General features: G+C 62.2%; 9 protein-coding genes. 4 read left to right on the plus strand and 5 right to left on the minus strand.

Annotated features, from left to right (window positions below; translation table 11 throughout):
* Positions 1–264 precede the first annotated feature (264 nt).
* Positions 265–2,418 carry a S46 family peptidase gene (locus AC54AG_RS05740; RefSeq protein WP_034745584.1) on the plus strand — a complete coding sequence of 718 codons (2,154 nt, stop codon included), beginning with the start codon at positions 265–267 and terminating at the stop codon, positions 2,416–2,418.
* 68 nt (positions 2,419–2,486) lie between these two features.
* Here AC54AG_RS05740 and AC54AG_RS05745 read toward each other — a convergent pair whose 3' ends face one another.
* On the minus strand, positions 2,487–3,056 hold the full coding sequence (locus AC54AG_RS05745; RefSeq protein ID WP_338680032.1) for a hypothetical protein: 570 nt from the start codon (positions 3,054–3,056) through the stop codon (positions 2,487–2,489).
* Between the two features lie 149 nt (positions 3,057–3,205).
* Between AC54AG_RS05745 and AC54AG_RS05750 the strand changes: the two genes are divergently transcribed.
* The 3 genes from AC54AG_RS05750 to AC54AG_RS05760 all read left to right on the plus strand — a co-directional run bounded on the left by AC54AG_RS05750 (position 3,206) and on the right by AC54AG_RS05760 (position 9,182).
* Positions 3,206–4,894: a M14 family zinc carboxypeptidase gene (locus AC54AG_RS05750; RefSeq protein WP_496629686.1), complete on the plus strand. Its 1,689-nt coding sequence runs from the start codon at positions 3,206–3,208 to the stop codon at positions 4,892–4,894.
* 90 nt (positions 4,895–4,984) lie between these two features.
* On the plus strand, positions 4,985–7,135 hold the full coding sequence (locus tag AC54AG_RS05755) for an FUSC family protein (RefSeq protein ID WP_496629687.1): 2,151 nt from the start codon (positions 4,985–4,987) through the stop codon (positions 7,133–7,135).
* Between the two features lie 94 nt (positions 7,136–7,229).
* Positions 7,230–9,182: an acid phosphatase gene (locus AC54AG_RS05760; RefSeq protein ID WP_496629688.1), complete on the plus strand. Its 1,953-nt coding sequence runs from the start codon at positions 7,230–7,232 to the stop codon at positions 9,180–9,182.
* A gap of 1 nt (position 9,183) precedes the next feature.
* Here AC54AG_RS05760 and AC54AG_RS05765 read toward each other — a convergent pair whose 3' ends face one another.
* The 4 genes from AC54AG_RS05765 to AC54AG_RS05780 all read right to left on the minus strand — a co-directional run bounded on the left by AC54AG_RS05765 (position 9,184) and on the right by AC54AG_RS05780 (position 14,975).
* Positions 9,184–11,130 carry a S9 family peptidase gene (locus AC54AG_RS05765; protein WP_496629689.1) on the minus strand — a complete coding sequence of 649 codons (1,947 nt, stop codon included), beginning with the start codon at positions 11,128–11,130 and terminating at the stop codon, positions 9,184–9,186.
* Positions 11,131–11,197: 67 nt separating this feature from the next.
* A complete protein-coding gene (locus tag AC54AG_RS05770; protein ID WP_034745575.1) occupies positions 11,198–12,670 on the minus strand; it encodes an amino acid permease in 1,473 nt (490 codons plus the stop codon).
* 286 nt (positions 12,671–12,956) lie between these two features.
* On the minus strand, positions 12,957–14,387 hold the full coding sequence (locus AC54AG_RS05775; protein WP_496629690.1) for an amino acid permease: 1,431 nt from the start codon (positions 14,385–14,387) through the stop codon (positions 12,957–12,959).
* Positions 14,388–14,516: 129 nt separating this feature from the next.
* Positions 14,517–14,975: a RidA family protein gene (locus AC54AG_RS05780; RefSeq protein WP_034745569.1), complete on the minus strand. Its 459-nt coding sequence runs from the start codon at positions 14,973–14,975 to the stop codon at positions 14,517–14,519.
* Positions 14,976–15,213: the final 238 nt, after the last annotated feature.

Below are 15,213 nucleotides of genomic sequence, written 5' to 3' on the forward strand. Positions count from 1 at the left end.
AGCGCCCGGCCATTTTTCATTGCCGCCAGGACACGTATGTACAAATACCACAGCCGCCGCACGGAAAAATGCGCGCTGGCAGCCGGTTCCCGCCCCTGCGCCACTCAAAATAATGTCATTCAAGCAAGCACATACGAGCATGCTGCCCGGAAAATGTGATTGACTAGTGCGAGTTCGATACGGATACTCTATGTCGCCCGCTGCACAATCAGCGGGTACTCCGCTGATTCCGACTTCCCTACAATGTAAAAGAACAGAACTCGAATGAAAAAATCTCTCATCGCGCTCGCCATCCTGAGCAACTTCGCACACGCCGACGAAGGCATGTGGATGCCCCAACAGCTGCCACAAGTAGCCAAGGAACTGAAAGCGGCCGGACTGAAACTTGATCCGACCAACCTGACCAAACTGACCGAATTCCCGATGGGCGCCATCGTCAGCCTGGGCGGCTGCTCGGCGTCGTTCGTCTCGCCGCAAGGCCTGGTTGCCACCAACCACCATTGCGTCTACAACAGCGTGGCGGTCAATTCGACCAAAGAGCGCGATTTGCTGGCCAACGGTTTCCTGGCCAAGACTTTCGCTGAAGAATTGCCAGCGTCCCCAGGCAGCCGCATCTTCGTCACCTCGGCCGTGACGAATGTCAGCGACAAGATCATCACCGCCGACGTGGCCAAGCTGCAAGGCAAGGCACGCATCGACGCGATCGAGAAAAACCAGAAGAAACTGGTCGCCGAATGCGAAAAAGAAGCGGGTTTCCGCTGCACCGTGTCCGCCTACTACGGCGGCCTGGAGTTCTACCTGATCAAGCAACTGGAAATCCGCGACGTGCGCCTCGTGCACGCGCCTCCAGCGGGCGTCGGTAAATTCGGCGGCGACACCGACAACTGGATGTGGCCACGCCACACGGGCGACTACGGTTTCTACCGCGCCTACGTCAGCAAGGACGGCAAGGCTGCCGACTTCAGCAAGGACAACGTGCCGTACCAGCCAAAACACGTGCTGAAACTGGCCAAGGATGGCTTGAAAGAAGGCGATTTCGTCATGGTCCTGGGCTATCCTGGCCGCACCAACCGTCATCGTCTGCCATCGGAAGTGGCGTACACGTTTGACTGGAACTACCCGGCCTTCGTGAAAGCGTCGGGCGAAACCCTGGCCATCATCGCGCGCGAAACCAAGGACAACAAGGATGTTGCCCTGAAATACGCGGGTCAAGTTGCCGGCGTGAACAATTACTACAAGAACCGCCAAGGCATGCTGGACTCGTACGCCGGCAGCGACTTCCTGGCGCGCAAGACGGCGGAACACGAAGCCCTGAAGACCTGGGTCAACGCCACGCCAGCACGCAAGGCCGAATTTGCCGGCGACATCGAGCAAGTGGAAAAGCTGATCGCCGAGCGCGATGCCGACACCAAGCGCGATTTCTTCCTCAGCTACGCACAGCCACGCCTGCTGAACACGGCTCGCAGCCTGTACCGCCTGTCGAACGAAGGCACCAAGGCCGATACGGAACGCAAGTCCGGCTACCAGACGCGCGACTTGCCACGCCTGGAAGCGGGCATCACCTCGGTCGAGCGCACCTACGATGAAAAAGTCGACAAGGCGCTGGTACTGAACAGCCTGACCAAGTACGCCGCGCAGCCGGCAGCACAACGCCGCGCCAGCTTCGACGCCGCCATCGGCATCAAGGACGGCATGTCGCCAGCCGACCTGTCCGCCGCCCTGGACAAACTGTATGCCGGCAGCAAGCTGGCCGACAAGGCCGAGCGCGCAGCATGGCTGAAACGCACGCCAGCTGAATTTCAGGCCAGCAAGGACAGCTTCATCCAGGCAGCCGTCGCCATGTACCCGGATTCGCTGAAAAACGAAGCGGAAGATGAAGAACTGGCAGGCAAGATCCAGCAAGCGTACGCCAACTACATGAAAGCAAAAATCGCCTTCATGAAGAGCAAGGGCCAAGCCGTCTATCCTGACGCCAACAGCACCCTGCGCGTGACGTTCGGCAAAGTAGCCGGCCGCGACCATGGCGCCGACGGCACCACCTGGTCTGCCTTCACCACCGTCAATGGCGTCGCCGCCAAAGCCACGGGCCAGGGCGAGTTCAATGCACCGGCAAACCAACTGGCCGCGATCAAAGCCAAGGACTTCGGTAAATTCGTCGATCCGAAGCTGAAAACCGTACCGGTCGACTACCTGGCGACCCTGGACATCACCGGCGGCAACTCCGGTTCGGCTGCGCTGAACGCCAAAGGCGAATTCATCGGCCTGGCCTTCGACGGCACCCTGGACTCGATCATCTCCGATTGGGACTACAACAAGGCCAACACCCGTTCGATCCAGGTCGACCTGCGCTACATGCTGTGGAACATGAAACACATCGACCACGCAGACAACCTGCTGAAAGAAATGGGCGCTGAATAACAAGAAGCAATAACCCGGCAACGGGCGCTTTAGCCTGAGCCACTCCTGCGGGAGTGGCTTTTTTTCGCCTAGCGCTTTACCTTGGTGAAGCGGTACGGCACCGCTTGTTCCTCGCCAAACACCTGCGCACGGCCACTTCCCAAGGGCAGCATCACTCTCCGGCCGTCCTGTAGCAGCAAGGCCAGGTCGGCGCCGGGAAAGCGCTGCGCCAGCAGCGGATAGGCTTGCCGCGCGATGGGGGCGGCGGGTATCACGATGCGGTAGTCGCCATCGCCAAAGTCCAGCAGCAGCGCGGGAAGCTCATCGGGGCCGGGCAGCGCCGTGATGCGCAGGCGCGCGCTACCCTTGACGAGCTCGAACGCTGACCACAGGGGCAAGCTGCGCTGCGTGGATCCCATCTGCAGCTGCGGTGCATGGCCCGCCTGCGCCGATGCCAGTACGACGTCGGGCCGCTGCTCCGATACGGCGCCATCGACGGCCAGCAGCCAGCCCCGGTAGCGTATCAGCGCGCCCTGCGCGGCAGCCGTGACGGACCCGCCCTGCGCCAGCGGTCCCTTGCCCACTGGCAAGCGCAATGGCGCCGCCTGTGCCGCCAGGCAAGCCCACCACAGCGCCGCCGCCATCGCCATCTTGCCCATGCCGCCTCCCTCGTGCGTGAAACGTATTCATAACACAAGTCCGGCCCGGTCCCTCTGCCGCGCCTCAAGGCGCCAACGCCGGTGCTACAATTGGCCCCTAGCGGGCGTGCTTACCCAGCGCGCCTTCCCCCTCCCAGACTCAGACCGCTATGCCACCAGACTTGCGCACGACCTACGAACTCGGTAACCACAACCAGACCACGACCTGGCTGGAATGCATCACCTTCTATCAAGATCTCGCCGCACGCTACCCGCAAGTGCTGCATTTCGAACAGATCGGCCTGTCCGACTCGGGCGTGCCCATCCATGCTGGCGTCGTCAGCGCGGACGGCGTGTTCGACCGCGAACAGATCAAGCGCGCGGGCCGCACCGTGTTCTTCAACAACAACGGCATCCATCCGGGCGAACCGGAAGGCATCGACGCCTGCATGGCCATCGTGCGCGACCTGTGTACGCAGCCGGAACGCCTGGCGGCGCTGGGCAGCACCGTGCTGCTGTTCATTCCGATCTACAACGTCGATGGCAGCCTGAACCGCGCCAACACGTCGCGCGTGAACCAGGATGGCCCGGAGCAATTCGGTTTCCGCGGCAACAGCCGCCACCTGGACCTGAACCGCGACTTCATCAAGTGCGACAGCCTGAACGCGCAAGTGTTCAACCGCCTGCTGGCCAGCTGGGACCCGGACGTGATGGTCGACACGCATACGTCGAACGGCGCCGACTACCCGTACACGATGACCCTGATCCACACGCAGACGGACAAGCTGGGCAATGGCCTCGGCCCCTTCCTGCAAGACACCATGCTGCCGCACATCTTTGCGCAGATGGAACAGGCCGGCTGGCCCACCTGCCCGTATGTGAACCCCGTCAAGGACAGCCCCGACCACGGCATCGCCGAGTTCCTCGAAGTACCGCGTTTCTCGACCGGCTTTGCGGCCTTGCACCACGTCATCGGTTTCATGCCGGAAACGCACATGCTGAAACCGTTTGCCGACCGCTACGCTTCCATGCGCGCCCTGCTCGACATCACCATGGCGTTCACGGTCAAACATGGCGAACAGATCAAGCAACTGCGCGCGCAAGCCAAGGCGGCGGGACGCACGCAAGCCGAGTGGCCCATCCACTGGAGCATGAACGAAGAACAGCCGTCGACCTTCCCCTTCAAGGGCTATGCGGCGCAATACACGCCAAGTATCCTCGGCGACTACCAGCGCCTGTCCTACGACCGCTCGCAGCCGTGGGAACGCGATATCAAGTATTACAACCGCTTCGATGCGGACGTCACCGTGGCCGCGCCGAAAGCCTACGTCGTGCCGCAAGCGTGGCGCGAAGTCATCGAGCGGCTTCGCTGGAACGGCGTCGAAATGAGCCGCATCACCGCCGAACAGACGCTAACGGCGCGCTACTACCACATCACCAAGGTCGGTACGCGCGCCACTGCCTACGAAGGCCACATGTTCCACGACACGGTGGAACTGGAAGCGCGCACGGGCCAGTTCACCGTGCAGGCGGGCGATTATGTCGTGTCCCTGGAGCAGGACAACGCGCGCTACGCCGTGGAAACGCTGGAGCCGCAGGCGCACGACAGCTTCTTCCGCTGGGGCTTCTTCAACAGCGTGCTGGAGAAGAAAGAAGCGTTTTCCGACTACGTATTCGAGGACATGGCATCCGAATTGCTGCGCGACGAGCCGGCGCTGGCGGCAAAATTTTCCGAGTGGAAAGCGGCCAACCCGGCCTTGCTGAGCAATCAGGAAGCCGTGCTCGACTTCATTTTTGCGCACTGCCAGCGCTTTGCCGAGCCGGAATGGCGGCGTTATCCTGTGATCGCCCTGATGTAACTCGGGGCTGTAGCGACTGCAACATCCTGGCGCCGCATCGGAGACCCCGGTGCGGCGCCTCTTTCTGTGCCCTGCCCACAAGGTAATCCCATGCACTACGCACTGAACCTGCGCACCTTTATTTACAGCCATTATTTTTACCTGGGCTTGCGCGTGGCCATCGGCCTGGTCGGCCTGGCCTTGCTGACCCAGGAAATCAGCGACAGCGCCACCGCCATGACGGTGTGCATCGGCGCCCTGTGCACGACCCTGATGGACATGCCCAGCCCGCTGCGCCACAAGTTCAACGAAATGCTCGCTTCCGTACTGCTGTGCAGCGCCGTAACGCTCCTGATCAGCCTGTGCGGGCCCGTGCAGTGGCTGTTGATGACGGTGCTCGTGCTCGTCAGTTTCCTCGCCAGCATGATGGTGGTGTACGGCAAGAAATCCATGCCCTTGCAACTGGCCGCCCTGTTCATCATGACCATGTCGATGGAGCATCAGATGACGTGGCAGCAATCGTTCCACCACGCGGGCCTGTTCATGCTGGGCGGCTTGATCTATCTGGCCTATGCCATGGCCATCGCCTGGGTCTTGCGCCACCGCATCAAGCAGCAAGTGCTGGCCGAAGCCCTGTTCGAACTGGCCGCCTACATCGACATCAAGGCCGATTTCTACGACACGCGTTTCAATCTGACGGAACAGTTCAACAAGCTGGTACGCCATCAAAGCATCCTGGCCGACCGCCAGCAGGCGTCGCGCGATTTGATTCTGCGCAGCCACAAGAACAGCAAGGATGCCATCGTCGTGCAAGTGCATGTCTGCATGCTCGATCTGTATGAACTGATACTCTCGACGCACACGGACTACGCGCTGCTGCGCCAGCACCTGGCCGACTCCGACGTGCTGAAATCCCTGCACGACCTGGCCTACAAGGCGGCGCGCGACATTGAATCCGTCGCCTACGCCGTCACGCGCAAGCGCGCCTCGTATGCGCAAATCAGCTACGACAAGGAATGGGCCGACATCGAAGCGGAAATTGCCCGACTGCAGGCAAAGGGCGACGCTGCGCAGGAAGCGCTAGCCACCCTGCGCGCGCAGCGCAACAAGATCCGCGCCATTCTGAAAATGATCGCCGAGCTGCATCTGGCCACGCAAAAAGTCTACGACAACGTGCCGTTCTGGAGCGGAGCGGACATGGCGCCATTCCTGTCACAGCAGAAATACGAACTGAAGACCCTGCTGGCCAACCTGCGCCTGGACTCGCCCGTATTCCGCTTCGCCCTGCGCGTGTCGATGGCCATCTCGGTGGGACTGCTGATCGGCCACTGGCTGCCGTATGCGGCGCACAGCTACTGGATCGTGCTCACCATCGTCATCATCCTGCGGCCCACATTCAGCATGACGCGCCAGCGCCGCGCCGACCGCATCATCGGCACCATCATCGGCTGCGTGGTCACGGCCATCGTGATCCGCTACGTGCACAGCAATATCGTGCTGATGGCCATCCTGTTCCTCTCCATCGTGGCCACGCCCACCTTCATCTATTTGCGCTACCGCTACACGGCCATTGCCGTCAGCCTGATGATTCTGCTGCAAATGCATCTGGTGGCGCCCAGCAACCCGAACCTCGTCAGCGAGCGCTTGATCGACACCCTGATCGGCGCGGCAGTGGCCACCGTATTCAGCTTCGTGCTGGCCAACTGGGAATACCAGAGCCTGCCGCGCCTCGTGCGCCAGGTGCTGAACGTGAACCTCAGCTATATGCAGGCCAGCTTCGCGCTGCTGCAGGGAAAGTGTTTCGATGACTTCGCCTACCGCATCGAGCGCAAGCGCTTGATGGACAGCCTGGCCGCGCTCAGCTCGGCGCTGGTGCGCATGCTCGACGAACCGGCCAGCAAGCAGCGGGCCGTGGAAGACATCAACCTGTTCATCGTGCAAAATTACTTGCTGGTCGCCCACGTGGCGGCGCTGCGCTCGATCCTGGGCCGCCATGCCAGCCAGCTGCCCGTCGCACCCGTCAACGCCCTGCTTGGCCACAGCCATACGCAAGTGTGTCTGACCCTGTCGCGCGCACTCGATCAGCTCGACAACAAGGCCGCCATCAGCGCCCCGCTGGCGGCCCCTGCCGCACCGCCCGTGAGCGAAGTGGACTGGTCGGGCTGGCCGCTGGTCAAAAGACGCATCCGCCTGTTGCAGGCCGATGCCGACAAGATCGTGGTGCATAGCGCGGCGATCGTGCATATCGTGGCCCCAAGATAATTTTTTGGGAGCGCCCTGGCGCAAGTGGTGTCATCAGGAGGTCATCTGGCCTCTCTATGCTGCCATGGTTTTCCACTTCCAGCCAAGGTCATCCATGCACGCATTTCCCCTGAGCCGGCGCCTGCCGCTGGCGCTGGCCATCAGCGCCGCCCTCGCCCTTGCCGCCTGCGGCGGTTCCGACCACGAGGAAACGGCGCTCGTCATTCCCGCCGCGCCCGCCGACCAGGGCGCGCCCGACACGGCGCCGCCATCGGCCACGGCCATCCCCTTTGTCGACAATATCGCCAGCAACCAGCGCGGCGACGCGCGCTACGCCACGGCCGCCACGAATGCGGGCGTGCGCGTACTGGCCGGCATGCTCGACATCTGGAAACCATTGACGGAAATCGTCGATGCCGGTGTCTCGGCGCCGGCCGTGGACGGCTTCCCTGCGGTCGTGCCTTCCGCCTGGACGGGCGTGCCCAACGATGGCACGCCGGGCGGCACCATCGTCAATGCCAGCGTGCACAATGCGAACATCGATTTCGTCGTGAAAGCCACCACCAGCCGCACGCCGGCGCAGGAACTGGCCGCCTACCTCGATGACCGCCGCGGCAAGGGCTACAGCATCACCGACGGCATGGGTCCGCTGACGGACGCCTGGCGCAGCGCGGCGCGCCAGACCACCAGCATCACAGACATTGCGCCGGACGCGACAAGCAAGCTCTACAACGATAGCGGCAGCAACACGGGCGTGGCAGGCAGCGCCAATGCCGAGTTCGGCAACGTGGTGGGCCTCGTCAACGCCATGGGCAACAATGGCTCGACGGAACCGGCCAAGCGCTTCTACAAATATGCGCGGCCGTTCCGCTGGAGCAGCAATGTGGCCGTGATCCCGGCCCTGCTGCCGGCCAGGAGCGCCACGCCCGCCACCGATGGCGGCTTTACCAGCGGCCATTCGGCCGAAGCCGTGCGCGGTGCGCTGGGCATGGCGTATGCCTTGCCAGAGCGCTACCAGGAAATGGTGGCGCGGGGCCTGGAACTCGGTGAAAACCGCATCATCGCCGGCATGCATTCGCCGCTCGACGTGATCAGCGGCCGCGTGCAGGCGCAAGCCATCGTCGCCGCCAACCTGCTCGACCCGGCAATGGCCGCCACCAAGGCCGCCGCCGTGACGCAGGCGCACACGACCCTGATGGCGAAAACCGGCACCACGGCCGACACCTTCTACGACTACGCCCATTCGGGCACCGGCGCCAACGACCGCTTTGCGGACTACGCCAGCACCAAGGCTGCCTATATTCGCCGCCTGACCTTCGGTTTCGCGCAAACGGGCGCCGCCAATGCGCCAGCCGTCGTGCCGAAAGGCGCGGAAGTGCTGCTGGAAACGCGTTTGCCGTATCTGTCCGACGCGCAGCGCCGCATGGTGCTGAAAACAACGGCCTTGCCATCGGGCTACCCGGTGATGGACGATGCTGAAGGCTGGGGCCGCTTGAACCTGTTTGCCGCCGCCGACGGCTATGCCGTCTTCACGGGCAATGTCGTCATCAGCATGGATGCGGCCAAGGGCGGCTTCTACGCCATCGACCGCTGGCGCAACGACATCGGCGGCACGGGCAAGCTGAACAAGCAAGGCACGGGCACCCTGAAGCTGGGCGGCAACAATAGCTGGAGCGGCGGCACGCAGCTGGAAGGGGGCCGCCTGGAAGGCTTGTCGGCCACGGCCTTCGGCAAGGGCGACGTGTATGTCAGCGGCGGCACCCTGGTCAGCAATGCCCCGTCCGGCCTGGCGCTGGCCGGCAAGTACACGCAGCTGGCCACCGGCAACCTGGAATTAAAGCTGGGCAGCGGGCAGCAAGGCCGCCTGAGCGTGGCGGGCCAGATGACGGTGGCGGGCGGCAGCCTGAAGGTGACGTTCCAGAACGGCTACAAGCCGGCCACCGGCGACACCCTGACCGTGCTGCAGGCCGCCAGCCTGAAAGGCAAGTTCGACAGCGTCACCGCAGAGGGTTTCAAGGTGACGCCGACGTACACGGCAACGGGCTTGCAGCTGCGCCTGGACGTATAAGCTATTTGAGGTAGCGCTCAAACCAGCCGATAGTACGCTTCTGCAAGTCGCGCTGGTGCTCGGGCTTGCGGAAGGAATGGCCTTCGCCGTCATAGATGAACAGGCTGGACGGCACGCCCATGGCGCGCAAGCCGTGCCAGAATTCCAGCGACTGGGCGGCCGGCGTTTCCACGTCGCGCTCGCCCACGTAGATCAGGGTTGGCGTCTTGGCCGCCTTGATCGATTCGATCGGCGACGCCTTGCGGTAGACGGCCGGATCGTCATAGGCGGAGGCGCCAAAGAACGGGATCATCCACTGGTTGATGCCGTTCTGGCCGTAATAGCTGATCCAGTTCGACACGCCAGCGCCCGCCACGGCCGCCTTGAAGCGGTCGCTGTGCGTGACGCCCCACATGGTCATGAAGCCGCCATATGAATGGCCGATCAGGCCCAGGCGCTCGCCATCGACGGGCGCCACTTTTTGCACGGCGTCGATGCCGGCAAGAATGTCGCGCCAGTCGCCGCCGCCAAAGTCCGCCATGTTGGCACGCGTAAAAGCCTGGCCCTGGCCAAAGCTGCCGCGCGGATTGGGCAGGAAGACAAAATAGCCTTTTTGCGTCAATTCGTGGATCTGGGTGCCCGCGCCCACGTAACGGGGCGAAGCTGCCGCGCCAGGGCCGCCATGCACGTTGACGACCATCGGGTGGCGCTTGCCGGCGTCCGTCTTCAACGGCCCCAGCAGCCAGCCCTGCACCTTGTATTGCTCGTTGTTCCAGCCCACGTTCTGCACCGTCAGCTGCGGCGCAAAACCGTCATTGTCGCGCGTGATCTTTTTCAGCTGGGCCACCGGCCCGGCCACCAGGTAGGAAGCGTGCGTAAAATCTTCCTGTGCGGCGGCCGCTTGCGAGCCATCGGCGCTGAACGACAGACGACCATCGCTGCCGCTGCTGCTGATTTCTCCGAGCAGCACGGGCTGGCTGGGGCCGGTCTGCGCATCGACGGGCACCAGCGCCAGCTGCGAATCGATCAGGGCCGTTGCCAGCAAACCGGCGCCGCGCCAGACGACGCCATTGAAGGTGCCGCGATAGTCTTGTGTGAGATTGCGCGGCGTGCCGCCGGCCAGCGGGACCGTATAGATATCGCCGCCGATGGAACCGAAATCGCTCATCAGGCCCCCGATGAAGACCACTGTCTTGCCATCGGGCGAGACCGAGGGCAGGTTCAGCTGCATGGCCGGCGACGCGACCACGCGCAGGGCGCCCGTGGCCGCATCGATATGGCTGAGTTTGGCGACCCACCAGTTGCTGTCGCCATTGCCCTGCGCGCTGGTGGCGACAAAGCCGCGGCCATCGGGCGTCCAGCTGTATTCATACACATAGGTGTCGTTTGGCGACAGCAAGCGCAGCTCGCCGCCGCTGGCCGGCACGACGGCGATGCGCTGGGCATCGTCTTCGCTGCCCACTTCGCCCACCTGGCGCGCGCCCGCCTCGACGGCGCCGGCCAGCTTGCGCGCGCCGACCGTGGCCAGCAAGGCCAGTTGCTTGCCGTCCGGCGACCAGAGCGCCGTGCTGGCCACGCCCTTGATGCTGGTCAACGTTCGGACTTGCGCTTGCGACAGGGTGGCCAGGTACAGCTGCGCCGTGCCCGCCTTGGCGTCGTAGCCGATGAAGGCCAACTGTTTTCCATCTGGCGACCAGCTGGGCTTATCGTAGGAACACACGGCACACGGGTCGAATTGCTGCACGATGGCGCCATTGGCGTCGCGCACGACGATGGCCGCGTGCGGGCGCTGCGCTTGCTCGCCGGCCTTGTTCGATTCGATGGCAGCGATGCGCTGGCCATTGGCCGACAGGGCCACAGCGCGGTAATCGCGCAATGCCGGCCCGGTTGCAGCGGCGGCCTGTACCGTGGTGCCCAGAAGGCTGCTTGCCAGCAAGCCGCAGGCGGCCAGATCAGTTATTTTCATCATGTAAATTCCGGTTAGAAATAAAAAAAACCGCCGGCAAGCGCGGCGGTTTTGGATGGAACAGACTGCATTAGCGGGCCTTCTTGCCCAGGTGCGAATGCCGCATGCTGTACAGGAAGTAAATGGCCACCGTCACCGTCATCCAGATACTAAACACGACAAACGTCGTATGCGGCAAATCGCGCATGATGTACAGGCAGGCGAGTACGCTCAGGCCGGGAATCACATACGGGCCGAACGGCACGCTGAAGCCTTCGATGCGGTTCGCGCCCTGCTTGTGGCGCAGCACGGGCACGGCGATCGAGACCACCATGAAGGCGGTCAGGGTGCCGATGCTGACCATGTCCCACAGGTAAGTCGCATCGATGGAGCCCGCCACCACGGCCACGACGAGACAGACGATGATGGTATTGCTGACCGGCACCAGAGTGCGCGGGTGGATCTTCTGGAACGATTTCGGGATCAGGCCGTCGCGGCTGACGGCAAACAGGATGCGCGTCTGGCCATAGATCGTCACCAGGGTCACGCTGAAGACGGAAATGACGGCGCCGGCCGACAGCACCAGCGCGGGCCAGGTCTTGCCCGTCACGTTTTGCAGGATCACCGCCAGGCCCGCTTCCTGGCCTTCGAACAATTTCGCCTGTTGCGCACCGAGGGCGGCCACGGCCACCAGCAGATAGAACACGGTGACGATCAGCAAGCCATACAGGATGCCGCGCGGGACATTGCGCTTGGGGTCTTTCACTTCGTCGCCGGCCGTCGCCACCGTATCGAGGCCGATGAAGGAGAAGAAGACGGTGCCGGCCGCGGCCGTTACGCCCGTCATGCCGGCAAAGCCCTTGCTATTGTCGGTATTGAAGAACGGCACGAAGTTGTCGGCGTTGAAACCGGAAAAGGCAATGGCAATGAAGAATACGAGGATGGACAGCTTGATGATGACCATGATGGCGTTCATCAGCGCCGATTCCTTGGCGCCGCGCAACAGCAGGAAACCGCACATGCAGATCAAAAAGATCGGCGGCAGGTTGATGTGGCCGGCATGAAACTCCATGCCATGCGGGCCGGAAACGATCATCGGCGTGCGCAGCATCTCGGGTATATGCCAGCCAAACGCATTTTCCAGGAAATTGTTCAGGTAGGACGACCAGCCGATGGCCACGGCACTGCCCGCCAACCCGTATTCGAGCAGCAGACAGGCGGCCATGATGAAGGCAAGAAACTCACCGACGGTGGCGTAGGCAAACGAATACGAGGAGCCGGAGGCGGGGATGCGGAACGACAGCTCCGCATAGCACAAGGCCGTCAGGCCGGCCGTGATGGCGGCGATCAGGAAAGACAGGACGACCGATGGGCCCGCCTTGGGCACGGCTTCAACCATGGTAAAGAAAATGCCCGTGCCGATGGTGGCGCCGACGCCGATCATGGTGAGGGAAAACAGGCCGATGGACCGGCTCAAGCCACTGCTGCTGAGGCCTTCACCATATTCGACCGTAGTATCGATCGGCTTGGTGCGGCAAATTTTCTGGACCAGGGTTTGGCTCACTAATATTCCTTTATGAGGCACACATATTCGTATGACGGGTAAAAACAAATAGCGCTCCGGCCCTACCTGGCAAAAAACCGGAAAGATCGCGTCCATTTTCAAAACTAAGCGATTATAGGGCTTTCACCGGCACAGCCAAACAGAACTTTGATGCATGGAAACAACGCCAGGCGTGCGCCACCAAACACGCAAGAGTGCTGGCGAAGAAGATATTGCTTCTATGAAAGAAAAAGCGCGCCGCTGCAGGGGCAGGGGCGCGCTTCTGGTTCAGCTCAGTTCAGCTGAATTACTTCTTGCCGTGCGGCGCATCAGCCGGCGACCAGCCTGCCTCGTAGCCTTGCGGCACGTCGTCGCGGCCCTCTTTCGGCGTCAGGCCCAGCGCGTAGTACAGCACCGTCAGCAGGATCAGCCAGGCTGGTCCCACCATCAGGGCGATGCGCGTATCGGGGAAATACGCCATCAGGCCGATCACCAGCGCCAGGAAAGCGAGCGAAATCCAGGAGCCATACGGTGCGAACGGCATGCGGAAGGCCAGGTTCTTGATTTCCAGCGGCGTCAGGGTCTTGCGGAACTGGATCTGCGTGACGAGGATCACGCCCCAGGTCCAGACGGCGCCGAAGGTGGAAATCGAGGTGACCCAGATAAACACTTTTTCCGGCACCAGGTAGTTCAGCAGCACACCCAGCAGCAGCGCGAAGACGGACACGAGGATGGCGCGGCGCGGCACGCCGCTGGCCGTGGTTTCCGCAAACGCCTTCGGCGCCTGGCCTTGCAGCGCCAGGTTGTACAGCATGCGGCCCGTGCTGAAGATACCGCCATTGCACGACGACAAGGCTGCCGTCAGCACGACGAAGTTGATGATGCCGGCAGCCGTCTTGATGCCCAGGCGTTCGAACGTCATGACGAAGGGGCTGCCGGTGGTGCCGATTTCATTCCATGGATAGATCGACAAGATGACGAACAAGGCGCCGACATAGAAAATCAAAATGCGCCAGAACACGGAATTGATGGCGTCTGGAATCGATTTCTTCGGGTTGGCCGCTTCGCCAGCCGTGAGGCCAATCATTTCCACGCCCAGGTAGGCAAACATCACCATCTGCAAGGACATCAATACGCCTTGCGCGCCATTCGGGAAGAAGCCGCCATGCGTCCACAGGTTCGAGATACCGATGGCCACGCCATCGTTGCCCAGACCGAAGACGATCATGCCCGTGCCGCCGATGATCATCAGGATGATGGTGACGACCTTGATCAGGGCGAACCAGAACTCGAACTCGCCGTAGGCTTTCACGGCCAGCAGGTTGATCGCGCCCATGGAACCCAGGGCCGCCAGGGCCCAGATCCAGCGCGGCGTGTCGGGGAACCAGATGCCCATGTAGATGGCGACGGCGGTAATTTCCGCCACGCACGTGACCAGCCACAGGAACCAGTAGTTCCAGCCCGTCAGATAGCCTTGCAGGGGACCCAGATAATCCTGGGCATAGCGGCTGAAGGAGCCGGCGACCGGGTTGTGCACGGCCATTTCGCCCAGTGCGCGCATGATCATGAAGATGACCGCGCCACCGATGATGTACGACAGCATGATGCCGGGACCGGCCATCTTGATGGCGTTGCCGGAACCCAAAAACAGGCCCACGCCAATCGCGGCGCCCAGCGCCATCAGGCGGATCTGCCGCTCGCCCAGGCCGCGGTGCAAGCCTTGTTCACTCGTTTTCATTACGTGTCTCCGTTTTTTTCTTGAATACACCGATCCCTCCACCCCAATGGCGGTTCCGCTCTTGCTGGAAAGGAGGAAAAGGCGCGCCGGCGGCAAGCGCCGGCATGCTCATGTGGTCAGGCTACTGCGTCAGGCCAGTTCAGCGATCAGCTCGATCTCGACGCAAGCGCCCAGCGGGATTTGCGCCACGCCGAAGGCGGAGCGCGCGTGCTTGCCGCTGTCGCCGAAGACTTCGACGAACAGTTCCGAGGCGCCATTGGTCACCAGGTGCTGTTCCGTGAATTCGGAGGTGGAATTGACCAGGCTCATGACCTTGACGATGCGCTTGACCTTGTTCAAGTCGCCGCCGCAGGCGTCTTGCAGGGTGGCGATCAGTTCGATGGCGATGCCGCGTGCAGCGATCTTGCCTTCTTCCGTCGTGACGTCCTTGCCCAGTTGACCAACCCAGACCTTGCCATCCTTCTTGGCCAGGTGGCCGGACAGGAAGACGGTATTGCCCGTGCGCGCATGCATCACGTAGGCGGCAGCTGGCGCGGCAACGACTGGCAGTTCAATGTTGAGGGCCTTGAGTTTTTCGTAAAACGACATGCTATTTCTCCAAGAAAACAATATAAGCGAAACCAGAATTCATGCACGGCAGGGCACGGAGGATGACGCCCTGGCAGCGCGGTAGTGACCGACAACAGTGCCAGATTAAACGTCATCATATTGGTGAACCAGCAGTTTTAGTTCACAAATAGGCCCGGTTATTCAGTGGATTATACCGACAATCAAACAAAATTCAGCATCAGTTCATGAAGCATGCTCTACAGGCATCGAGCGTGAC

It is taken from the genome of Janthinobacterium sp. BCJ23 (genome assembly GCF_059617945.1).